This window comes from Colwellia sp. PAMC 21821, from assembly GCF_002077175.1.
Taxonomy (GTDB): domain Bacteria; phylum Pseudomonadota; class Gammaproteobacteria; order Enterobacterales; family Alteromonadaceae; genus Cognaticolwellia.
Genome location: NZ_CP014943.1, coordinates 3,461,290 through 3,487,048, shown reverse-complemented (window position 1 = coordinate 3,487,048; position 25,759 = coordinate 3,461,290). Strand labels below are relative to the sequence as shown.

The following is a 25,759-nucleotide window of genomic DNA, read 5'->3' as shown; positions in this document are numbered from 1 at the left end:
ACTTAAATTTATACTTTCTTCGTTTGCAGTATTTACCGTTTAAAAACAACCTTAGGCTTGTATGGCTAAATACCCCAATGATGATTCACAAAGCATTAACATAATGTATACTGCCAATAGCTAAATAAATGCCAAACACTCAAATAAAAGTTGTGTGTTGTCATTCACCATTAGGTTATAGATTTGCAGAAAAAAAATAGAAAGTTATTACTCACGCTAAGTGTTTTACTGACCTTACTGCCATACTTTTTAATAAATGATATGTTTCCGATAAGTAATACTTGGCTTGAACAAGGTCCATTATTACTGCTACAAATGCTGAGTGTTGGCTTTGTTATTAATAGCTACTTACGTATTAAAAACCGGGCATTAAAACTTTTTTGGCAATTTATTACTCTGGCCCTATTGTCTGCATTAATATCAAACATACTCTTTAGCTTCTCTATCATCAGCAATGACCTTTTGATTCGAGATTTTTTCACACTTTGCAGTTATTTCTTTATTCTTTTAGCGATAGAGACTAATCCACAAAGTAACGAGACTAAAGCAAACAGAAATATTAGTAATCGAGTTGCGGCTATATTCTTCACGTTAATATGCTTTAGTTACTTCGTTTTGCTCCCCATAGAGTTTGCAAATAATAGTGAAGATAAAATTGCCTCATCACAATTATTTCATTTGCTTATAGCTGCGCTTATTTTTATTCGATTAGCGACAAATAGTTATCAATGCCAAAGTCAGTTTTGGTGTCGAATATACAGCGTTCTAAGCATTGCGGCAGGTGCATTATTATTACAAAACAGTATTGAATATTTAAATAATTGGCTCTTTATATCATTACCTGTTTATTTGCTGACATTGTTAGTATTTATACCATATTGTGCTCTTATAATTGCCGCGAATAACGCTGTAAAGTCTTCAGAGCCCCCTACTGAACTAATGCCTTCTTCTATCTCCGAACTCTATCTAATATTATTGATATCTTCTTCGATAATCATTCATTTAGTCGGCATTGAATTAGACCTGCATTACAATATAAATTCATATTTACAGTCGATATTAATTGCTACTTGGCTAGGTATAGCCCTGATATTATTAACCACTATTATTTATCGTAAAAATCGCTTAGGGCATAAAAACCAACAACAAATTAAACACCAAAACACGGCACAGCAAGAACTAGTAAAGCTTAATCAATTATTAACTAACGCTATGCTTAATAGCGAGGACAAAGCCATAGTTAATGCTTCTAGCAACGCGATATTAACCACCAGCACTGAGGGTAAAGTACTTTCCGCAAACCCAGCCGCTGTACAACTTTTTCAATGTCTTGAACGTGAGATTATTGCGACAAGTGTTAAAGATTTCTTTTCGTCAGATGATCAAATGCATTACTTTTTCGACTTCAAAAGTAATGTTTATACTCTTCAACGCAAAGATGCCGGTATTTCGATAGAGTGCACAGCAACACGTAAAGACGGGACACAATTCCCTGTGCAAGCTGAATTACAATGGGCAGAAAGAGAAGAACACCCTCTAGTGGTGATCACTTTTATTAATCTCACTGCGCGTAAGCTTGCCGAGCAACAAGCCTTAGATTTAAAAGATAAATTTATTGCCAATATTTCACACGAATTTAGAACACCATTAACGATTATCAATGGCATTTTAGATCGCTACTTAGTAAAAGCTCAATCAGAAGATGAAGGTAAAGAACTCAAAACGGCAAAGCGCAATGGTTTACGACTGGTACGTATGGTTGAGCAGTTACTGGAGTTATCTCGCTTATCTGACAATCCGCAATTAACAATGGCAACCTACCGTCTGCATACGCTTATGTCGATGCCGGCAGATTCTTTTGCGCGCTTAGCTACACAGAATAATCTGACCTTAACTTGTGATATTCCTGACCATATATGGCTAGATTGCGATGCCCAAGCATTTGAAAAAATTATATTTAATTTAATTGCTAATGCGATTAAATACACACCAGCAGGTGGCAGTATTCAAGTTATTGCCCATAGCGACAGTGATAACTTTACCCTTGATATTATTGATACCGGCATAGGTATAGATACGGCTTCACAAAGTAAAATTTTTGAGCGTTTTCAACGTGCCGATGATGAAAAAAACCAAGGTGTTTTCGGTGTTGGCATTGGCTTGTCTTTAGTTAATGAATTGGTAAAAGCCCATCATTGGAGTATCAATGTTTTTAGCGAATACAATAAAGGCAGTAAATTTTCACTCATTATTCCTTGTGCGCCAGCTATATCTGAAGAAAAATTAACACCAACCAGTATTTCTCAAACCGAGGTATCATCGTTATTAATTGAACCGCATGATCTAAATAAAGACATTAGAAAGCATAGCCAAAAAGTAGTTTTAGTTATTGAAGATAACGTAGATATGCAAAGCCATATTAAGCAGGTAATAGAGCAACAGCATCATAGTTTATTAGCTGGCAGCGGTGAACTCGGTTTAACACTTGCCCAAGAGTACATTCCCGACGTAATCGTCTGCGATATTATGTTAACAGGCATCGACGGTTTTGCGGTATTAACACAGCTTAAAAGTCATGAGCTGACCTCACATATTCCGGTAATATTATTAACGGCACGTTCTGACTTAGATAGCCGCTTACACGGTTTAAACTTGCAGGCTGACGAGTACTTAAGCAAACCTTTTAATCATCAGGAGTTATTAACCCGTATTGATAACTTAATCAGTAACCGAGAAAAATTACAAAAGAGTTTCTTAAATAACTTTAATAAAAACCGGCAACAAAACCGAAAGGATAATAGCTTCGACCATGTTGCAGAATTGGCTCATGATAGCGGTGACGATGTCACACTTGATAACAAATTTTTAGATAAACTAGAAACCATTACCGCTGAAGTATACACAGATACCGACTTAGACATTGTTCAATTGGCTGCAAGAATGGCCATGAGCGAGCGGCAGTTACAACGAAAAATTAAAGCCTTAATTGGTATAACCCCCAATAACTTCATTAAAGAGTTTCGCTTAAAAAAAGCAAAAGTGCTATTGCAAAATGGCTCTCAAATTGGCCGAATAGCACTTGATGTTGGCTTCTCATCGCAGACTTATTTTGGTCGATGTTTTAAAGAAATGTTTAGCTGTACACCGAAACAGTATCAACAACAGCAGCAAAAAGAGCAGCGGCCATCAAGCTAGACCTGATTTAGTAATAACCTGCTCTTTTAAATTAGTAAGGCTGCCTTGCTGCATCAACTGTAAATAATCAAACGTATTTGATTTTGGCCCACACAAGCCTAACCATGAAAGCTGCTTATTTTCATCGGTATATTTCAGTGCCTGTTCTAGTAAGACACTAATTTGATCCCAAGTTAGATCTAAAGGATTTTCCCGACTAAATGGAAAGAAGGAATAAGCCATATTTATCGAAGTAGCTTTATCAACCACACGGGTCAACCTGCCCGACAAACGCGCTGCTAATTCATTAGCGTTGTTACCTTTTTCATAGCCAATAACCGCAAAGGTATCGTGTGACCAACGGATAACGAGATCATCGCTATTTCGGCTATAGTGCAGTAAATCAGTTAGGTTGATCAACTGGCTATTACTCACATCTTCTGCGCTTCTCAATTGCACCATCAAAATATATAGGCGCGGTAACATATCTCTTTGTACGGGTAACAAGTTTTGATGCATTTGATGCATTAATTGACTGGTTTGTTCGATATATATATCTAAATAGCGCCGGCTTTTAACGCCAGTAATTTTATCGACTATAGCCGCTTTTTCTAACTGTTTGTTCGCCTGTGCTAACTCTAAATTTTTTGAGGTAAACTTCTCTGTTTTCTCATGTACTTGCTGTTCTAGGTAGAGTTTTTGTTGCTGTTCAATAACCAACTTCCGGTTTAAAAATCGAGAATAATACAATAAGACTAAAGCGACAGCTGACGTATATAAAATATACGCCCACCAAGTATTCCATGGTGCTGGTTTTACAATAATATCTAATGATAGGCCAGGTTCGCTCCATACATTATCACTATTGCCTGCTATTATTTGTAGTTGGAACTTTCCTGCGGGTAAATTGGTATATGTAGTTCGGCGTGACTTCCCTGCGTCAAGCCACTCTTGATCAAAACCAAGAAGGCGATACTTATATTTAGTTGATTCTGGATATGCATAATTAAGTCCTACATATTCAAATGAAATCAATTGATCGTTATAGTCTAACTCTAAACTTTTAAGATCAGTTAATGCTGACGAAAAAACCATAGGTTCGTTTAATTTAAAAACATTAGTTAATCGTACTTGAGGTGGCGATATTTTGTTCTGGTTATTATGTGGCTGAATACTTGAAACCCCTTTTCCGGCACCAAAGTAAATTACATTTTCTAAGCTTTTAAAAATTGCGCCGTGATTATAATCCAAATCTACCAAGCCATGACTTAAATCGAAGTGTTTAAAGACATTAGAGTCTACAGAATAGCGTGTTATCCCTTGATTGGAGCTTAACCATATATCGTTAAAACTATCTTGTATCATGCCATAAACAGTCTGGCTCTTCATACCATCATTAGTGCCGATACGCTTAAAATTGTAATTCTCTGCAATCCTATCCTCGTAAGATAAGACGTTAAGTCCTGCAGCTTGGGTGCTAACCCAAAGGTTTTTTTCGTTATCTAATAAAAGGTACCAAGAGTAGTCACTTGAAAGACTATTGGGATTAGCTTTATCACTTAAAATGTGATGAAATTTTTCTGTTTTAGGATCGAAACGACTCAGACCACCACCATAAGTTGCAATCCATATAATGCCTTGTTCATCATCCAATAGGTGTAATATTGAATTATTACTTGGCCCATTTTCAGTGTGGTTTTTATCACTTACATACCGAGTAAAACTACCATCAGCATTGAGCTTATTTAGGCCTTGATAAAAAGTAGATACCCACAATTCCCCATTAACATCCTGAATTATATCAGTAATACTGTTAGCTGATATTGATGAATCACTTAGCTCATCATGAGTATAAGACGTGATTGACTTTGTATTTAAATCAACACGATATAGACCGGACGCCCGAGTACCCACCCATAGATAATGCTCATCGTAAAATAGAGTCATAACACGTAAATTTTCAAAAAAATGGTTCAACTCAAGCTCTACAACTTCATCAGTTCTAACTAATAACTGATAAATTCGTCCATTATACGCACTGAAATAAATACTTTCTGAAGATGGTTGCGAGAAGCTTGTAATATTTGGCCGATCGATTGCAGGGTGTTTTCTGGCAGTATATTGGTTGAATGTTGTCATGGTTGGATCCCAACGATTCAAACCATTATTTGTACCAATCCACATCAGACCATTTTGATCTTCAAAAAAGCTCATAATGTAATTACTACTTACGCTGTAAAGATTACTTGCTGAATAAGTAAACCTTTCAAACATATCAGTTTTAATATTGTAAATAGATAAACCGTTATCAGTTGCTATCCAAATATTATTTTCAAAATCTTGATATACATTATGTATTGTATTACTACTTAGCGAATTATCATCGTTATCGTCATACTTAAAATGAACAACGCTATTTTCATTTGCAGTATATTTTAGTAACCCATTATCTACAGTGCCAACCCAAATGTTTCCTTGTTTATCCTTGAACAGTGCATTGACATATTTATTAACATAACTATCAGATTTTTTTGGTGCATACTTTATTATACGTTTAAAATTTCCCGCTAAGTCAAATACTGAAATACCCCCACCATTTGTACCTATCCAAATCTCATGGTCATTAGTTTCAATAATCGAATAAACAGTATTGTGAGACAAGCTCAGTTTCTCATCCAGTTTTTGTTGTCTTTGTACTACATCCCAGCTTTCGCCTTTGATTGATAAAATATTTAACCCATTTTCTGTTCCAATCCAAATTTTTCCTTCGCTATCTTCAAACAAAGTATTGATACCATCATTACTAATTTGAGCATTTTTTGTCTTTGTCGTTAAGTGTCTAAAACTTTTAGACTCTGTTTCGTAAAGGTTAAGTCCTCCCCCACGGGTACCAATCCAAAGACGCTGTTTCGTATCGACAATGATACTGCTAATAACATTTGAGCTTAATGAATTATCAACTGATGTATCATGATAGAAACTCAATAATTGATGACCATCGAACCTATGAAGCCCTTCTTGACCACCAAACCACATAAAGCCATTTTTATCTTGAATAATTGTCATGACATACTTATATGACATTGGATTATCAATCGCAAAGCTCTTAAATAATTTGCTATCTTGAGCAAAAAGCATGTTGCAAAATAATAATGTAAAACAGAAATAAAATTTCTTACTCATTAGTTAGCTTTAACCTGTAATTAGGGTGGTTGAACTTCGGAATTACTTTATGGGATTTATCTTAATATTTATAAACACATTATGTAAAATGCGTTAAGACGCAGAAAACTCAATTTCAATTTTATAAAGAATAGTTTTGGTGGCAAAATATCATGTTAATATTGCATTCTATAAGGAAATAGATACCAATTACAGTAGAGCGTCAAAGCTGACTATTTTGTCAATATCCAGTTAGCTACTCATTTTATTTAGTTAGAAATTTCTCGACATTTATTTTTAAAGCTAATCAACCTAAATAATTAACTTATCTGTAGAACTAAAAAAGCCACTTCTTATAAGTGACTTCTTTAGTTCGTGTATTATTACTGTGGATCGACCCAGTTATTAATGCCTATTGTCGTTCTCCATAACATACCATCTGTTTCAAAACTGGTTCTCCAAAGCATCCCATCAGTACCAAAACCTGTTCTCCATAACATACCATCTGTTTCAAAGTTGGTTCTCCATAACATACCATCTGTTGTTGCGGTATCTTGCCAAGCACTATGAGGTGCTAGAGCAGTTCTCCAAAGCATACCATCGCCGACAAAATTAGAATCGTTTGTGTCCCAGACATACTCTTCGCCTAAGCCTTCAACATAAAAGTTGCCATCATCGTTAATATTGGCTGGTCCTGAATAATGTTCTTCATCATTTAAGTCTTTAGCAATATCTAAAGTATTATTTGCGCAATTGACTTCAGTACTGGCAATAGCGTAATAAGCACTAATTAAACCAGCACCTTGCTGAAATACACTATATCGCTTACTACCATCTGCGTTATTAGCGCTATAGGCACTCGCTAACAATTTACATTTAACTTGATCAGGTGTTAATGCAGGATTATCAGTTAATAATAAAGCGACTACGCCTGAAACTACAGCAGCAGCTTGTGAGGTTCCTGACATTTCAAAATAACGACCACCATCATGAAATTCAGGATGGTCAATAACGATTTGCGAATCAAATGACATTAGACCCGATATATGTCCACCGGGTGCAAGAATATCAGGTTTAACAAAACCTTCGGCAGTCGGTCCAGCGCCACTAAAGCTCGCTACTTTATCATCTGAATAATTGAATGACGTATAATCGTCAGTCATCGCACCAACGGTAATAATATAAGGGACATTACCTGGTACACCGATAGACATAGGATCAGGGCCTTTATTACCTGCAGAAGCTACAACGACAATACCGGCTTGCCAAGCTTTCATTACCGCTTTATTTAACGGGTCTTCCCAGTAATTTGAACGAACGGGACCGCTAAATGACATATTAAGCACACGTAAGTTTATTTGATCTTTAACTTCTAGTGCCCAACCTATGCCGCGAATAACGTCTGCATATGTAGCCTTGCCTTCGTCATCAAAAGCTTTGATACCTACATGTGCAGCATTAGGTGCAACACCGTATATTTGACCATTGCTATCATAGTCACTATTTACCGCAATACTCGCAACGTGTGTACCATGCCCACTTGCTTCAACACCGTAATTACTTACCGTATCATTAATAGCATCATATGTGCCCCAAGCTTTATCACGACCTTGTAAGTCGGTTGCTAAACCCTTTAATTGATCAAGGCCTGTATCTAAAAAGCCAATGGTAACGCCTTCACCAAAATTACCTGTTTGATGCACGTAAGTCGCATCAACTTGCTCAGTAACAACTGACTTAGGTTGCCATCTGCGCTGACCATAAGCCTGACCACTTAATTCAACTTTATGGTTGGTAGACACGGTAATTTGTTGCTTTTTTTGCAACTCGCTAAGTTGTGCATTGGTTAAATCTACGGCTACCGAATCAATTATTTTTAATTCATGTGATGGCAGAACACCTAATGCTTTTAAATTGTTTTTAAGTAACGTGAAATTCTTGGCACTAATGATATATGACTGAACGGCATCATCAGTTTTCGCTGTTGATTTAAATCCTATTAGCATAGCTAAAGTAAATAAGCCTGCCATGATTGAAAAAAGCTTTATCTTATTTTGGTTCGAAGTGAACGACATTTTAATCCCCTTTGCCCGTTACATCTTTTTAAACTTTATTTAAAAACATTAGGGTGAATAATTTCATATGTTTACATCAACTAACAACGACAAAAGTCATGTCAATATCACTTTATAAAATCGCTATATATTTAAGCGACCAGCAAACATTACCACACCATTTAACATCTTTTAACTGTATAATTACATTTTGTTTACTAAACTGAGTAAACAAAAATATCCAGCTTCATAAAAAGCCGGATATTTTAATTACTTATTTAAACTAATTAAAACGATACGGTGGCTTCCGAAGAACAGTTAGTCGTACCTTGGTCACATACCTTGTAGGTAAATGTGCCCGAGGTTTTAAAACTATCTGTAAAAGCACCATCGTTAGCAGTCGTTGTTATTAAAGCGCCATTACGGAAAATATCTACACTATTGGTTGACGCGCCCGACCATGATAAATCGACCTTGTTCTTACCTTTAGCGAAATAGCCGTTAGCCATTAAACTAATGTCGCCGCCGGCAGGTGGTGGTGTTACGCCGCCAGAACAGCCATTCGCGGTTAAATACGCATCAGCACTTGCCGCTTGAACAATACCATGGCCGAAATAAGCATCGTGGCCTGCAGCACCATTATCTTCAGCTGTAGCTTTTAAAGCTTCACGAATTTCAGTACCTGTACACGCATTATGATTTGACCATACTAGTGCAGCAATACCCGAAACAGCAGGAGTTGCCATAGATGTACCGCTCATAAAGCCGTAATCAGTAGCACCAATTGATATGTTAGCTGTTGTAGCCGCTAATAATGCACTACGGTCTTCAAAAGTTGCACCAACAGCTGGAATTGTTGTTGCATTAGTATCGCCCAATGTACCGAAAAGCATACCCGCTTCGTTATTGATCAAAATAGCGCCAATACCACCCGAGTTTTCACAGTTTTGAACTTTATCGTGGAATGAAATAACCCCGCGGTCAATAACACAAACATTACCGTTCGCACCACTATCAGTAGCTTCAGCGGTCCCCATGTAATAAGTATTACCACTCGCATTACCGGTATTTTCCATTGATGATGACGCATATGCTGTGCCATCTGCATTCATAGAAGCACTTGTAGCTAAACCTGCTGGATAAGTTGAAAGCGTATCTACGCCACCTGCAGTAACTTCAACACAAATGGTTTCATCGGTAGTTGTTGTTACTTTTTTGCCACGCCCAGTCGAAACTGTACAGCTAGGGAACTGAGAAAAATCTGCAATGTTATTATCGGCATCATTAGCACCAATCATCATTACTGACGAATAACCTGCAGGGTAAGATCGTACATTATTACCATCATTACCTGCTGCTGCTACAACTAGGCCACCAGCATCAGTAAAGGCTTTAAAAGCATTCTCTTCAGTACTGTTCGCACCACCACCACCTAAACTCATACTTATAATATTTGCACCTGCCGCACTACATTTATCAGCAGCGAATGCTAAATCAGAAGAATAACCCCAACCAGCCGCGTTAAATACTTTGATAATATGCATGTCAACGCCTGGAGCCATACCCACAACACCAATATTGTTATCGGCGGCACCAATAGTACCTGCTACATGTGTTCCATGAGGACCACCATGTTCATCCCAGTTACCTGTGCCAGAGTCATTATCACCGGTAATATTGTTCCAAACAAAATCAGTATTTGAGCGGTCTAGACCAGAGTCAATAACACAAACTTTCATACCAGCAGCACTATTAAAAACGACTTGGTTTGCTTGGGATTGATATACTGCATAAGGTGTTAGCTGCTGTGTCATCGCATTGCCAACGTCATCGTTATATATTGAGCTTGCACTACGACGCTGATCTTCTTCAATCATTTGAATATGTGGGTTGTTCATTAAGCCTTTTACTTCTGCTAAAGTTTTACCTTTAAAAGATGCGGCGAAGAATCCGTTACCATCTATCTTTAAATCAGCATTTAACTTTTTAGCTAATGCTTTAACAATTCCTTTTTTACTTTCGTCCACTTTGATGATGTATCTGTCATCAGCTGCTTGGGCTGAGAATGCTGCAGTAACTGCAATAGCAATGATAGAGTTTGTAAATTTAGAAATTTTCATAGATGCTCCAGGTATCTCTGTTGTAATGAACTTTTATTATTATTGTTTAATGTCAGGGCGCTTTGCCTTGAACGTTCTTCGATACTAACAGCTACTCAAAACCTCCCTAGCAAAAATACGACGTTTTTTCACAAAAAAACGACAAAAAGCAGTAAAAACACTATAAAACAACAACTTAATATATAAATAAAATTAATGACTTGTCGTTATTTTGTTAAAAATAGTCTTTTATTTACTATTCAATTTCCCTTAAAAACGCGAAGCTTGATGACGATGACAAATCATCCAACGATAAAAACAATACGTCCGATGTAGCATTACTTTGCTTCATTCAGCGTAAAATTGGAGTTACCCCAAAATGATAAACAACAAAATTTTAGGTTTAAGTGCACTAACACTTTCTATATTAGCAGCAAGTACCGCACAGACATCTCAAGCCGCTGAATTACAGGTAACACCTGTAAATACAAACAATACTATGACCGCGGTAAATGCCAAATTTGACCAATGGCAAAATAGTCAAAAAGTTAAAAACCACAAATTTACTGACCGTATTATCGTTAAATATAAAAACGGTTTTGAAGCACAGGCTTTAAACGGCTTAGTTTCAGAGAAAACCCTACCAAAAGGTTTAGCTAAAAAAGCAGGTCAAAGCTTAAAACATTTAAAGAAATTGAAAAATGGTCGTCATGTTATTTCACTAGGTCAGCAAAAGAAAATTGATGATGTTAAAGCTATGGTTATGGAGCTTAATAACCATGCAGATGTAGAATTTGCAGAACCAGATTTCAAGCGTTACTTAATGGCACAAAACCAACCTTGGGGTATTGCGGATACACAATCAGATCAGCTTACTGATAATGATGCAGCAAACATGACGGTTTGTATTATTGATTCAGGTTATGAGCGTGTAAACCCTGATTTAAATGCTAACAATGCAACAGGTACTAATAACTCAGGTACAGGTAACTGGTATCAAAATGGTGGCTCTCACGGTACACATGTTGCAGGCACTATCGCGGCGGTTAATAACTCAGAAGGTGTTGTCGGAATTATGCCGAACACTAATGTGAACTTGCACATTGTTAAAGTATTCAACGAAGCCGGTTGGGGTTATGTTGGCGATTTAGTTGATGCTGTTGACACCTGTGTGAATAACGGCGCTAAAGTGATTAATATGAGTTTAGGTGGAGCAGGCTCAAGCACCGCTGAACAGAATTCATTACAAGCAGCAGCAGATGCTGGTGTGCTATTAATTGCTGCATCAGGTAATGATGGCGATGCTACTTTATCTTACCCTGCTTCTTATGACTCAGTAATGGCCGTAGGTGCACTTGATCAAGGTCGCCAACATGCTGAGTTTTCTCAATACACACCCCAAGTTGAAATTTCAGCCCCAGGTGAAGCTATTTTATCTACCGTTGCTGGTGATGGCCGCTTAGGTTATATCACATTAGGTTCTACAACTTATGGTAATGATGAAGTTGTACCTCAAACACATTACATTCAAAGTGCTGGTAGCTTCACCGTAAGCAATGTAAACAGTTCTGCTAATGGGGTTTTGTCAGCCTGTACTCTTACAGGTAGCAGCTACAGCTGTTCAAACGTCTCAGGTAATATTTGTTTAGCAGAACGTAATGACAACCAAAAAGGTAGTAACTACCCAGAAATTAACCCAGCCAAAGCTTGTGCCGATGCAGGTGCGTCTGGTGTAATTGTTTATAGTAATAGCGCTCGACCTGGTTTACAGAATCCATTTTTAGTAGATGCTAATACTGATGTAACTATCCCAACAGTTTCAATAAACCGTACATTAGGTTTACAACTTATGGGCCAGTTAGGCACATCGGCTAATTTAAATGTAGTTGGCAATCAAAACTACGCATATTACAACGGTACATCTATGGCAACACCACATGTTACTGGTGTCGCTGCTATAGTTTGGAGTAATAACCCTAGCTGTAGCGCAACTGAAGTTCGTAATGCTTTGAAATCGACAGCAGTTGACTTAAATGTTGCGGGTCGTGATGATAAAACTGGTTTCGGATTAGTTCAAGCTAAAGCGGCTTCCGACGCTTTAGCAGCAAGCTGTGGTGGTACTACACCACCTCCAACAGGCGGAGACAACGAACTTGCAAACGGTGTAGCTAAAACAAACTTGGCAGGCTCTGCATCGCAAGAGTTGAGCTTTACTATGGACGTTCCAGCGGGTGCAACAGATTTAAACTTTAATATGGCCGGTGGCACAGGTGATGCCGACCTTTACGTTAAATTTGGTTCAGCTCCAACAACATCTAGCTATGATTGTCGCCCTTACAAAGGTGGAAATGCAGAGTCTTGTCCTATCGCATCAGCACAAGCAGGAACATACCATGTTAAGGTCATTGGTTATTCAGCATTTACCGGTGTTAATTTAACCGGTAGCTTCACTGAACCAACAACTGGCGGCGGTGCTACCGGTGGCAGTGCTTCTGTCACTGATGTTACTGTAGCTAGAGGCGCGTGGACTTATTATACAATCAACGTTCCTGCAGGTATGTCGACACTTGATTTTAATATGAGTGGTGGCTCAGGCGATGCTGATTTATATATCCGTCGTGGTGCAAAACCAACGTCATCAACTTATGACTGTCGTCCATATAAAAGTGGTAATACAGAAGCATGTACATTTACTACCCCTATTGCAGATACATGGCACATTGGTATTTACGGATATTCTGCCGCAAGTGGTGTTAGCTTAGATGTAACGTACAACCCATAAATGATTTATAACTAGAACCCAACTAGTGCATTAATTAGGGAAAGTACGCATGTACTTTCCCTTTTTTTATTGTCATTTTGATATTGAACCTGTCAAATAAAAGAGTAATACGTAATTCCTAATACCTAATCAACTACAATAGTTTATCCATTAATATTAACTAACTGTGCTAATCACAGCATAGATAATCGTAGAATAGAAAATTAATGATTAAATGATAACTTATAATAATCTCATTAATTATTTGATCATTACCTATGATTAAAGCAGCCTACACTTGCGTTATTTAATCATTATCACTTTATGGATACCACCCTTTAGACCATGCAGTAGCATATTGTCCTGAACAACTAATTATTAAAGTAAATAGTTTTAAACTCAAAGCTGTCAGTAAAAATCTAGCAGTCACTGATATCTTGTGGCTAAGACAGCTCAAAAATTATAGCTTTATTATGTCTTATACCAATCTGCATAAGCATTAAATCAGATTAATCCAGTCACGATTGCATAACGACATTACTCTTTTTATGTCACTTCTGAAGATATTCCAAGCATTGCTGCATTCATCAACTATATTTTCATAGCCATTAAAACATCTATTGGCCAAGCAGTTTTGTCTTAGCCATTGCCACACTTGCTCAATTGGGTTTAACTCTGGGGAATAAGGGGGTAACTTGATCATGGTTAGATTTTTTAAATCTTCAAATGTGTCTTCCGTATGCCAACCAGCGCCATCCATTACTACAACAGCATATCTACCTTCGGGTGTCGCCTGTGATATTTGTTCTAAATGCTTTTTCATAACGTCTTTATTCATTACAGGTGAGATCAATGCCTCTGTAGCGCCTGTCGAAGGACAAACAGCCCCGAACATGTATGCATATTCGAACTGTTGTTGTCTTATACCAATCTGCATAAGCATTAAATCAGATTAATCCAGTCACGATTGCATAACGACATTACTCTTTTTATGTCACTTCTGAAGATATTCCAAGCATTGCTGCATTCATCAACTATATTTTCATAGCCATTAAAACATCTATTGGCCAAGCAGTTTTGTCTTAGCCATTGCCACACTTGCTCAATTGGGTTTAACTCTGGGGAATAAGGGGGTAACTTGATCATGGTTAGATTTTTTAAATCTTCAAATGTGTCTTCCGTATGCCAACCAGCGCCATCCATTACTACAACAGCATATCTACCTTCGGGTGTCGCCTGTGATATTTGTTCTAAATGCTTTTTCATAACGTCTTTATTCATTACAGGTGAGATCAATGCCTCTGTAGCGCCTGTCGAAGGACAAACAGCCCCGAACATGTATGCATATTCGAACTGTTGTTGTCTTACTGCTCTAGGTCTACTACCCGTTTTCGCCCATAACCTTGTTGTTGTATTTTGCTGGCCGAATCGTGCTTCATCTTGAAACCAAACATCAACTTTATCTAAGCTAATATTAAAGGGGATGTTAAGGATCGTTTCCATCTGGAAGCTTTTTAAAAACGTCCTGGACGCTTTGTGATTGCTTAGGATGCTTGGAGCGGCTTGTTATCCAGGAGTATCCTAGTTTCTTCAGTATTTTATATACATGATCTCGATGATAATCTATGTCGAATTCTTTTTTGATAAAGGTACAAAAGTCTTGCCCCATAAGTCGACCTCCCTCAGCTGAGCAACTCTGATTTTCAACGTATTGAGCAAGTTGGCTGAGTTGCTTTGGAGAAAGCATGGACGGTCTTCCTTTCGGGCTAACACTATCAAGGCCCGACAAGCCTTTTGACAAATATGCAGTGACCCAACGATTAACACTTGAACGAGCGACTTTTAATGTCGTTGATATATCGGTTCTGCTCAGACCATCTAAAAAGTATGAGACAGCAAGCAAACGCATACGCTTTCGCCCATTTTGTTCCTTTCGTGATAACTTGAGTAAATCTACTGAGGTGAGTTGTTCCAAAACGTGGTATCTGCTTCAAAAATAAATAGCATTAGATCACATCTTTGTGCAGATTGGTATTACTGCTCTAGGTCTACTACCCGTTTTCGCCCATAACCTTGTTGTTGTATTTTGCTGGCCGAATCGTGCTTCATCTTGAAACCAAACATCAACTTTATCTAAGCTAATATTAAAGGGGATGTTAAGGATCGTTTCCATCTGGAAGCTTTTTAAAAACGTCCTGGACGCTTTGTGATTGCTTAGGATGCTTGGAGCGGCTTGTTATCCAGGAGTATCCTAGTTTCTTCAGTATTTTATATACATGATCTCGATGATAATCTATGTCGAATTCTTTTTTGATAAAGGTACAAAAGTCTTGCCCCATAAGTCGACCTCCCTCAGCTGAGCAACTCTGATTTTCAACGTATTGAGCAAGTTGGCTGAGTTGCTTTGGAGAAAGCATGGACGGTCTTCCTTTCGGGCTAACACTATCAAGGCCCGACAAGCCTTTTGACAAATATGCAGTGACCCAACGATTAACACTTGAACGAGCGACTTTTAATGTCGTTGATATATCGGTTCTGCTCAGACCATCTAAAAAGTATGAGACAGCAAGCAAACGCATACGCTTTCGCCCATTTTGTTCCTTTCGTGATAACTTGAGTAAATCTACTGAGGTGAGTTGTTCCAAAACGTGGTATCTGCTTCAAAAATAAATAGCATTAGATCACATCTTTGTGCAGATTGGTATAAGTTGAGCACAGAGCTTGACCATGTTGCTCGTTTTAGAGGATATCAGGTAGCTAAAAATTAATGTGTATCTGACCCTGAGCGATCCCCACAAAATATCAGAGTCTCTCAATGATATAAGCTCCACCAAATAAGTGGAGCTGCCTGACCGCTTTTAAAAACGTCTTTATCGTTAACTTTGCATACCTGTCCGCAACAACGCGCAGTCCAATAAAATGCAGCGATAGTATTGTGTCACTCTTCAAGCTGTTAGCTTGGTATTGCCTATGTTTATTCTCATTTTTTGTCGCTAATCCTATCGCCATTAATAACCAGTGCGCAATGCTTGATAATAGAATGAGTATGGATAATCTACTCGTTTTAGTTGTTTTATTGTACTCAAATCCTTGCCCGAATTGATGACTTTTCATATCTCGAAATCCTTCTTCAATTTGCATACGTAAACGATAAATTTTCATGACTCGTTTTGCTAATTGTTTCCCCTGTGGCAACGATGTAGCCAATAGCCATGGGTCGTTTCCTGACTTTCTATAAGTCTTTGAGGTTTTTGATTTCCTCGGTGCACCTAGTTGATTCATATCTTTTCTTCCTTTCTTTTTCTGCTTATAAAGTACTAATCGACATTTCAAAGGATTGCTTCTGGCAATGGTCCCAGAATAAGACGTCGGACAGGTGGTTGCCCGTTTGTAAAAATGGGTAATGCTCTGCCAATTTGAATCATCTAAACTATAGAAGTTCGGCAAACGTGCTCTTCCTACATAATCCCAGCCCCTAGCTGATACCGATCGAAACCAAGGTGTTTTAAATCCTGCATCACTGACAATAATAGGGCAGCAGTCTTTATCGATAACCTTTGCTAAATGGCTCAAAAATTTAATGTGCGTTTGGGGTTTTTCTTTAGTGCTAATGTCGTGCACTTCTTCATAAACACATATACCTCTTCCATGTGACGCTAAAGTAGCGCGCAGTAAGAAATGGCCTTTATACTCATCTAAATCGGACCAATCGACTAAGATAATCGGCCGCTTGGCTTTGCCAACCGTGTATTTGGCGAGTTCTTGGTAAATAGAAAAGGACTCATTTTGTAAATTGGTGTTAGATAACAATCTATCAGCGCGTTTTATCCGGTGCTTTTCTTTTGCTTTAGAATTTATTCCTCTACCAAGGTTAGTCACCGTGGCTGAGGCACCATTTAATAAGCTATCAACTGAACTTATTAATGAAGTTCTGCGACGGGCGTGCATTTTAGGGGTGACAAGCGTAATTGTTTTCTTCAAAATAGAGCGGACATTCATGGCGTTTCCTGGTTGTATTTGTTTGGCGATAGATCTGATCACTAAACGTCATGAATGTTCCCTGCTTTTTAAATTATTTTATTGATTCTTATCGTTTATTTGTGGGGATAGGTCAGTATCTGACCCTACTTTATTTTGGACTAAACGTACAAGGTCTTCCTCTGGGCCGAACGCTTGTCTTGTCGCTATATGTATTTATCAAATTCCAGAAAGCAAAAAGCCCGACTCTTTCGAATCGGGCTCTTCTAAATAGAAGCCTAGCAATGTCCTACTCTCACATGGGAACTCCCACACTACCATCGGCGCTAACACGTTTCACTTCTGAGTTCGGAATGGGATCAGGTGGGGCCATGTCGCTATTGTCGCTAGACAAAAACTTGCTTGTTAATTACCAAATTGACGGCATTGCTACAATCGCTTAGATACTCATTGAGTAAACTCAACTCCGTGTCACGCTCATTTGCGGCTTTGTCAATTCGTCACTTACCTGCGCAAGTGATTAACAATTAATAATCTTAGAAAGCTGTAAATACCGTTTGTTCTTAATCTCTTATTCACACAATTGTCATGCGTGATGTGTGTATTCCTACACTTTTGTCAAACTTCATACAACTTAAAACCACTTGGGTGTTGTATGGTTAAGCCTCACGGGTAATTAGTATTGGTTAGCTCAATGCCTCGCAGCACTTCCACACCCAACCTATCAACGTTGTAGTCTCCAACGACCCTTTAGGGAGCTTAAAGCTCCAGTGAGAACTCATCTCAAAGCCTGCTTCCCGCTTAGATGCTTTCAGCGGTTATCAGTTCCGAACGTAGCTACCGGGCAATGCTATTGGCATAACAACCCGAACACCAGCGGTTCGTCCACTCCGGTCCTCTCGTACTAGGAGCAGCCCTCTTCAATTCTCAAACGCCCACGGCAGATAGGGACCGAACTGTCTCACGACGTTCTAAACCCAGCTCGCGTACCACTTTAAATGGCGAACAGCCATACCCTTGGGACCGACTTCAGCCCCAGGATGTGATGAGCCGACATCGAGGTGCCAAACACCGCCGTCGATATGAACTCTTGGGCGGTATCAGCCTGTTATCCCCGGAGTACCTTTTATCCGTTGAGCGATGGCCCTTCCATACAGAACCACCGGATCACTATGACCTACTTTCGTACCTGCTCGACGTGTCTGTCTCGCAGTTAAGCTGGCTTATGCCATTGCACTAACCGTACGATGTCCGACCGTACTTAGCCAACCTTCGTGCTCCTCCGTTACTCTTTAGGAGGAGACCGCCCCAGTCAAACTACCCACCAGACAGTGTCCCCAAGCCCGATAAGGGCCCTAGGTTAGAACATCACGCATACAAGGGTGGTATTTCAAGGTTGGCTCCACTTCATCTAGCGACAAAGTTTCAACGCCTCCCACCTATCCTACACATGTAGGAGCAATGTTCACTGTCAAGCTATAGTAAAGGTTCACGGGGTCTTTCCGTCTAGCCGCGGGTATACGGCATCTTAACCGCAATTTCAATTTCACTGAGTCTCGGGTGGAGACAGTGTGGCCATGATTACGCCATTCGTGCAGGTCGGAACTTACCCGACAAGGAATTTCGCTACCTTAGGACCGTTATAGTTACGGCCGCCGTTTACCGGGGCTTCGATCATGAGCTTCTCCGAAGATAACCCAATCAATTAACCTTCCGGCACCGGGCAGGCGTCACACCGTATACGTCATCTTTCGATTTTGCACAGTGCTGTGTTTTTAATAAACAGTTCCAGCCACCTGGTTACTTCGACTCTCCGATGCTTACGCCGCAAGGGCTTCACATTAGAGAGCGTACCTTCTCCCGAAGTTACGGTACTATTTTGCCTAGTTCCTTCACCCGAGTTCTCTCAAGCGCCTTAGTATTCTCTACCTAACCACCTGTGTCGGTTTGGGGTACGGTTCCTATATATCTGAAGCTTAGAAGCTTTTCCTGGAAGCATGGCATCAATGACTTCATCTCCGTGGAGACTCGTCTCGTATCTCAGCGTTACTTTTAACAGTGAAATCCCGGATTTACCTAAGATAACCGCCTACGTACTTTCACACGGACTACCAACGCCGTGCTCACCTAGCCTACTCCGTCCCTCCTTCGCAATATATAGAAGTACAGAAATATTAATCTGTTTCCCATCGACTACGCGTTTCCGCCTCGCCTTAGGGGCCGACTTACCCTGCCCTGATTAACATGGGACAGGAAACCTTGGTCTTTCGGCGGGGGAGTTTTTCACTCCCCTTATCGTTACTCATGTCAGCATTCGCACTTCTGATACCTCCAGCATGCTTTACAACACACCTTCAACGGCTTACAGAACGCTCCCCTACCACTTGAACCTAAGTTCAAATCCGCAGCTTCGGTGACTAGTTTAGCCCCGTTACATCTTCCGCGCAGACCGACTCGACTAGTGAGCTATTACGCTTTCTTTAAAGGATGGCTGCTTCTAAGCCAACCTCCTAGCTGTCTATGCCTTTCCACATCGTTTCCCACTTAACTAGTACTTTGGGACCTTAGCTGGCGGTCTGGGTTGTTTCCCTCTTCACAACGGACGTTAGCACCCGTAGTGTGTCTCCCGCATATCACTCATTGGTATTCGGAGTTTGCAAAGGGTTGGTAAGTCGGGATGACCCCCTAGCCTTAACAGTGCTCTACCCCCAATGGTGTTCGTGCGAGGCTCTACCTAAATAGATTTCGGGGAGAACCAGCTATCTCCCGGCTTGATTAGCCTTTCACTCCGACCCACAAGTCATCACCGCATTTTTCAACATACGTGTGTTCGGTCCTCCAGTTGATGTTACTCAACCTTCAACCTGCCCATGGGTAGATCGCCGGGTTTCGGGTCTATACCCTGCAACTAAACGCGCAGTTAACACTCGCTTTCGCTACGGCTCCCCTATTCGGTTAACCTTGCTACAGAATATAAGTCGCTGACCCATTATACAAAAGGTACGCAATCACTAGACTAAATCTAGCTCTCACTGCTTGTACGTATGCGGTTTCAGGTTCTATTTCACTCCCCTCACAGGGGTTCTTTTCGCCTTTCCCTCACGGTACTGGTTCACTATCGGTCAGTTAGGAGTATTTAGCCTTGGAGGATGGTCCCCCCATGTTCAGTCAACGTTTCACGTGTGCCGACCTACTCGATTTCATGATAAGTTTATTTTCGTGTACGGGGCTATCACCCTGTATCGCTCTACTTTCCAGTAGATTCCACTAACTTACAAACCACTTAAGGGCTAATTCCCGTTCGCTCGCCGCTACTAAGGAAATCTCGGTTGATTTCTTTTCCTCGGGGTACTTAGATGTTTCAGTTCTCCCGGTTCGCCTCATTAAGCTATGTATTCACTTAATGATACCCGCCTTACGACGGGTGGGTTTCCCCATTCGGATATCTTTGGCTATAACGGTTTTTATCACCTCACCAAAGCTTTTCGCAGATTAACACGTCCTTCATCGCCTCTAACTGCCAAGGCATCCACCACATACGCTTAGTCACTTAACCATACAACCCCAAATGTTCTTGTCTTTTCCCTGTTATGCAGCGTTGCATTAATCCTCATGTAGTAAACTACACGTCGTATTAAAGCGCCTTGCCTAACAAGCAAAATCCTTCGACCATTGATTATTTTATTGTAAGAACAAAAAAGTAACCATTTGGTACACCGTGGAGACTAATCCACAGCAATTGTAAAGTCTGACATTTTCACGCACACAAAGTGTGTCTTGAATAAGAGTGGTAATAAATCTTACGATTTACTACCGGGTTGATTACGTTTCCGAGGAGGAACCGTAATCACCATTATTAACAGGCGATATTCCCGTTAACAACAGCTTGGTATTTATAATTTGCAAACAACAGCGCGACACCGTGTTTGCCATATAAATACCGGTATTTATATCAGCTTTCCAGATTGTTAAAGAACTAAACTTATACGCGCATTCGGTATAAATCTTGGTTTAAAAAACCAAACTTAACTCATCAACTTTTGATAGTTTAAGTTTGGTCTCTTTCTTTAGAGAAGAAGTGGTGGAGCTAAGCAGGATCGAACTGCTGACCTCCTGCGTGCAAGGCAGGCGCTCTCCCAGCTGAGCTATAGCCCCGAATGGGAAACATCTAGCTAAAACAAACTCAGATTTACGTTTTTTACAAGGCGGTTTATCGCGAAGTGTAGGCTTTTCTACACGAGTGATGAACCAACGCCGTAAAAAGCGTAAATTGGTAGGTCTGGGCAGACTTGAACTGCCGACCTCACCCTTATCAGGGGTGCGCTCTAACCAGCTGAGCTACAGACCTATTTCTCTTTCAAGAATTGTTGTCCGAAGCTTAGATGTTTGGACTTCTTCTAATTTGTTATCATGTAATTTGTGTAGACACTCGCGATACCGAGGTATCCATTAAGCTGTTTTACTTCAAGATAAGGAGGTGATCCAACCCCAGGTTCCCCTAGGGTTACCTTGTTACGACTTCACCCCAGTCATGAATCACAAAGTGGTGACCGTCCTCCCCGAAGGGTTAAACTAGCCACTTCTTTTGCAACCCACTCCCATGGTGTGACGGGCGGTGTGTACAAGGCCCGGGAACGTATTCACCGTAGCATTCTGATCTACGATTACTAGCGATTCCGACTTCATGGAGTCGAGTTGCAGACTCCAATCCGGACTACGACAAGCTTTGTGGGATTCGCTCCACCTCGCGGTATTGCTGCCCTCTGTACTTGCCATTGTAGCACGTGTGTAGCCCATCCCGTAAGGGCCATGATGACTTGACGTCGTCCCCACCTTCCTCCGGTTTATCACCGGCAGTCTCCTTAGAGTTCCCGACATAACTCGCTGGCAAATAAGGATAGGGGTTGCGCTCGTTGCGGGACTTAACCCAACATTTCACAACACGAGCTGACGACAGCCATGCAGCACCTGTCACAGAGTTCCCGAAGGCACAAGTCTATCTCTAGTCTCTTCTCTGGATGTCAAGGGATGGTAAGGTTCTTCGCGTTGCATCGAATTAAACCACATGCTCCACCGCTTGTGCGGGCCCCCGTCAATTCATTTGAGTTTTAACCTTGCGGCCGTACTCCCCAGGCGGTCAACTTAGCGCGTTAGCTACGCCACCCACAGATCAAGTCTACAGACGGCTAGTTGACATCGTTTACGGCGTGGACTACCAGGGTATCTAATCCTGTTTGCTCCCCACGCTTTCGTGCCTCAGTGTCAGTCTTTGTCCAGGTAGCCGCCTTCGCCACTGATGTTCCTTCCAATCTCTACGCATTTCACCGCTACACTGGAAATTCCACTACCCTCTACAAAACTCTAGCTTGCCAGTTCAAAATGCAGTTCCCAGGTTGAGCCCAGGGCTTTCACATCTTGCTTAACAAACCACCTACGCACGCTTTACGCCCAGTAATTCCGATTAACGCTTGCACCCCTCGTATTACCGCGGCTGCTGGCACGAAGTTAGCCGGTGCTTCTTCTGCGAGTAACGTCACAGCTAGCAGTTATTAACTACTAACCTTTCCTCCTCGCTGAAAGTGCTTTACAACCCGAAGGCCTTCTTCACACACGCGGCATGGCTGCATCAGGCTTTCGCCCATTGTGCAATATTCCCCACTGCTGCCTCCCGTAGGAGTCTGGGCCGTGTCTCAGTCCCAGTGTGGCTGATCATCCTCTCAAACCAGCTAGAGATCGTCGCCTTGGTAAGCCATTACCTTACCAACTAGCTAATCTCACTTGGGCTAATCAATGAGCGAGAGGTGCCGAAGCGTCCCCCCCTTTGGTCCGTAGACGTTATGCGGTATTAGCAGTCGTTTCCAACTGTTGTCCCCCACTCAAAGGCATATTCCCAAGCATTACTCACCCGTCCGCCGCTCGTCAGCAGATAGCAAGCTATCTCTGTTACCGCTCGACTTGCATGTGTTAAGCCTGCCGCCAGCGTTCAATCTGAGCCATGATCAAACTCTTCAATTAAAAATCGTTTGTGATGCTCACCTTAACTAACCGAAGTTAACCAAGAAAAGACATCTGCTCAATGAATTCTGTCGTGTTTCTATCTATCCGACTAAAGAAGATAAAAACTACATAAAACGTATTATTTAAATCCGAAGACTTAAATGATACTTATTTTTGTGTGACATCATATTAAGCTGTTTTTTTGTTATCCGAGGATAACTATGTAAAATCAACGTTAATGTGAGTGTCCACACAAATTGCATGATAACTAATTGTTAAAGAACGTTAGTTCAAACTCAAAGTAAAAAACTAACCGAAACAAAATCTCATTCGCTTTGCTTCGTTGCTGCAGGCCTTGCCTGAAGCGAGATGCGCATTCTACGCAACTCAGTTTTAATGTCAACGTTTTATTTGAATTTATTTTAAAAGTTTTTAAAACTTTCAAAACCAACCTTTTAAAACATTACGTTAACCAATTTGGCCTAAACCACCTTAGATAACTTATTAAAACAGCCCGTTGGGGTTACCCCTTGGAACTGGAGCGCATTTTAGAGATTTCTCGCCTCACGTCAACACCTAAAGTGCATTTAATTTCAAAAAAGCGTTTGTTTGCTTTTTAATTAAGCAAGACGTTGGTTTTTCGTGCTAATAAAACAAAAGAAACGCTTAATAGCGCTTCTTTATGTGCATATATAGCACTTGCCACCCAGGTTTTAGTCGCAGCTAATTGGCTATCTATTATATTTTTATTCAATATAAAGAAGATTCACCTTATTTTGGCTCATCAGTTTTTGATTTAATATCCACTTCTGCGGTATCTGACGCTTTATTCTCACTATAGCGATGAAAGTCGGCATCTTGATCGTCACCTACTACATGTTCTAGTTTCAATTTCTTTACTGAGCGAATAGTTGTGAACGGCCCAGAGCATGCATATAAGCCAAATATAATCAGCAGTATATTTTCAGGACTAGATGCAACGACAACAAAGGCTAGCACTATCAGCAATACAACAACAAAATTAACCTTACCTTTCCAGTCTACTTCTTTAAAACTGTTGTACCTAAAGTTACTAACCATTAATAAGCCAAGAACGATTGTAATCAAGCCGATGATATAGCCATAATCCTGGCCGTTAATTTGATATTCACTACCAACCCAAATAATACTAGCTACAACGCCTGCTGCAGCTGGGCTTGCTAAGCCTTGAAAATACCGTTTATCCGCAATCCCAACCTGGGTATTAAAACGGGCAAGACGTAATGCGGCACAAGCAACATAAACGAATGCAGCTAACCAACCAAATTTTCCAAAACTTGATAACGCCCAATTGTAAGCCACTATTCCCGGCGCTATACCAAACGATAACATATCAGCCATACTGTCATATTCAGCTCCGAATTCACTTTGAGTATTGGTCATTCGAGCGACTCGTCCATCCAACCCATCAAAAATCATCGCAATAAAGATAGCAACAGCGGCGCTAATAAAGTGGCCATTCATTGAAGATACCACAGCATAAAACCCTGAAAACAGTCCCGCGGTAGTTAATAAATTAGGTAAAAGGTAAATGCCACGAGTTTGTAGCGATTCATCATTATTGTCTGGCATAAATAAAACCGTAATAAGTTAAAGTGAGTAATATAGTGGTAATTTAGCATATTGCCAATTGAAATAAAGAGAGCATGACTCTAAAGTAACTTAAATCTTTAATATAATGCTTCCTGCAGAAATATAGGTACTTATGTTAAGCCTGCAATAATAAGGGGGGGATGCACGGAAGCTGATACTTATGTTTAGCATGGAATAATAAACATCTGCGATTCTGTATTTATCCTTACTCCAAATGCTTCAATTACTTCACTCTACAGGTATAAGTTTAAATTATTACTAATAGCCTCAGTACAAATGAATGATTAATAAAAGGATAAAAATTTGTAAACTGCTCTTTGTGTTGTTATAAAACACTGTAGATATTACATTTTTAGTCGCCAGTAACTATTTCTTGCACTATTTATGTCGATTATAGAGCAATTAAGTATTAATTTATGGATAGGTAGCATTATGAAGATTAAGACATTATCACTATTTTTAATGACATTAGTGTATTTCGATGTTTTTGCAGCTGAACTAATAACCATTTATCGTTGGATTGATAAAGAAAATGTGGTCCATTTTAGTCAGCATCAGCCAGAACACGATGACTATATTGAAATAAGCATGTCAAATAATCAAAAGTCTACAGCAACAAACGCTGATGAAGAAGCGCCTGAAGGTTCGCTAGCACTTGAAAATACACTTGTTAATATCGAAGCTAATGATGCTGATAATCTAAATAATGAAAAATGTGTCTCTGCACGTGAAAACATAGATACTTTACAAAATTTTGATAAAATTCAATTCAAAGATGAAAAAGGTAATGTAAAAGTATTAACTGCTTTAGATAAGACGCAACAATTAGAAATGAATACAAAACAAGCCGAAGTTTATTGCACTGATTAACGTGAATAAACATTCAGCCTGTATTTAATATA

General features: G+C 39.9%; 12 protein-coding genes, 2 tRNA genes, 3 rRNA genes and 1 pseudogene. 3 read left to right on the top strand and 15 right to left on the bottom strand.

From position 1 onward, the window contains the following. Positions 1–183: 183 nt before the first annotated feature. Positions 184–3,195: an ATP-binding protein gene (locus A3Q33_RS14780; protein WP_081180602.1), complete on the top strand. Its 3,012-nt coding sequence runs from the start codon at positions 184–186 to the stop codon at positions 3,193–3,195. Here A3Q33_RS14780 and A3Q33_RS14775 read toward each other — a convergent pair. The 3 genes from A3Q33_RS14775 to A3Q33_RS14765 form a co-directional block, all read right to left on the bottom strand. Continuing rightward, positions 3,187–6,357, bottom strand: coding sequence for a ligand-binding sensor domain-containing protein (locus A3Q33_RS14775; protein ID WP_081180601.1), 3,171 nt, complete (start codon positions 6,355–6,357; stop codon positions 3,187–3,189). The genes A3Q33_RS14780 and A3Q33_RS14775 overlap by 9 nt on opposite strands. 362 nt (positions 6,358–6,719) lie before the next feature. Next, positions 6,720–8,411 (bottom strand): S8 family peptidase, encoded by a 1,692-nt coding sequence (locus A3Q33_RS14770; RefSeq protein ID WP_081180600.1) that lies wholly within the window; start codon positions 8,409–8,411, stop codon positions 6,720–6,722. A gap of 266 nt (positions 8,412–8,677) precedes the next feature. After that, positions 8,678–10,510 (bottom strand): S8 family serine peptidase, encoded by a 1,833-nt coding sequence (locus A3Q33_RS14765; protein WP_081180599.1) that lies wholly within the window; start codon positions 10,508–10,510, stop codon positions 8,678–8,680. Positions 10,511–10,868: 358 nt separating this feature from the next. Between A3Q33_RS14765 and A3Q33_RS14760 the strand changes: the two genes are divergently transcribed. Beyond that, complete coding sequence (locus tag A3Q33_RS14760) at positions 10,869–13,271, top strand: S8 family serine peptidase (protein ID WP_081180598.1); 2,403 nt, start codon at positions 10,869–10,871, stop codon at positions 13,269–13,271. Between the two features lie 478 nt (positions 13,272–13,749). Here the strand turns inward: A3Q33_RS14760 and A3Q33_RS14755 are convergent. From A3Q33_RS14755 to pssA, 12 genes and pseudogenes are all read right to left on the bottom strand, one after another. Beyond that, positions 13,750–14,175 (bottom strand): annotated as a pseudogene (locus A3Q33_RS14755) (IS630 family transposase); the annotation flags it as partial. Positions 14,176–14,192: 17 nt separating this feature from the next. Beyond that, a protein-coding gene (locus tag A3Q33_RS14750; protein ID WP_196798102.1) for an IS630 family transposase occupies positions 14,193–15,159 on the bottom strand; the annotation gives its coding sequence in 2 pieces (ribosomal slippage) (positions 14,193–14,760 and positions 14,759–15,159; 969 coding nt in all). A 102-nt stretch (positions 15,160–15,261) separates the two neighbouring features. After that, the gene (locus A3Q33_RS20630) at positions 15,262–15,423 is read right to left on the bottom strand and encodes a hypothetical protein (RefSeq protein WP_155866780.1); all 162 of its coding nucleotides are present in this window, start codon (positions 15,421–15,423) and stop codon (positions 15,262–15,264) included. Beyond that, the gene (locus A3Q33_RS14745) at positions 15,407–15,895 is read right to left on the bottom strand and encodes a helix-turn-helix domain-containing protein (RefSeq protein WP_155866779.1); all 489 of its coding nucleotides are present in this window, start codon (positions 15,893–15,895) and stop codon (positions 15,407–15,409) included. The genes A3Q33_RS20630 and A3Q33_RS14745 overlap by 17 nt, the downstream gene beginning before the upstream one ends. Positions 15,896–16,052: 157 nt before the next feature. After that, positions 16,053–17,291, bottom strand: coding sequence for an IS4 family transposase (locus tag A3Q33_RS14740; protein ID WP_231295619.1), 1,239 nt, complete (start codon positions 17,289–17,291; stop codon positions 16,053–16,055). 213 nt (positions 17,292–17,504) lie between these two features. Beyond that, a 5S ribosomal RNA gene (gene rrf, locus A3Q33_RS14735) occupies positions 17,505–17,619 on the bottom strand. A gap of 264 nt (positions 17,620–17,883) precedes the next feature. Then, positions 17,884–20,784: ribosomal RNA gene (locus A3Q33_RS14730) — 23S ribosomal RNA — on the bottom strand. Between the two features lie 523 nt (positions 20,785–21,307). Further along, positions 21,308–21,383, bottom strand: a tRNA-Ala gene (locus A3Q33_RS14725). 116 nt (positions 21,384–21,499) lie between these two features. After that, a tRNA-Ile gene (locus tag A3Q33_RS14720) sits at positions 21,500–21,576 on the bottom strand. A gap of 122 nt (positions 21,577–21,698) precedes the next feature. Next, positions 21,699–23,243, bottom strand: a 16S ribosomal RNA gene (locus tag A3Q33_RS14715). The 16S, 23S and 5S rRNA genes sit together here with 2 tRNA genes alongside, the layout of an rRNA operon. Positions 23,244–23,841: 598 nt before the next feature. Next, positions 23,842–23,979 (bottom strand): hypothetical protein, encoded by a 138-nt coding sequence (locus tag A3Q33_RS20625; protein WP_155866778.1) that lies wholly within the window; start codon positions 23,977–23,979, stop codon positions 23,842–23,844. Positions 23,980–23,996: 17 nt separating this feature from the next. Then, positions 23,997–24,836, bottom strand: a complete 840-nt coding sequence (gene pssA / locus A3Q33_RS14710; RefSeq protein ID WP_081180596.1) for a CDP-diacylglycerol--serine O-phosphatidyltransferase — start codon at positions 24,834–24,836, stop codon at positions 23,997–23,999. Between the two features lie 453 nt (positions 24,837–25,289). On the opposite strand from pssA, the gene A3Q33_RS14705 reads away from it, so the two are divergent. Beyond that, complete coding sequence (locus tag A3Q33_RS14705) at positions 25,290–25,727, top strand: DUF4124 domain-containing protein (RefSeq protein WP_081180595.1); 438 nt, start codon at positions 25,290–25,292, stop codon at positions 25,725–25,727. Positions 25,728–25,759 lie beyond the last annotated feature (32 nt).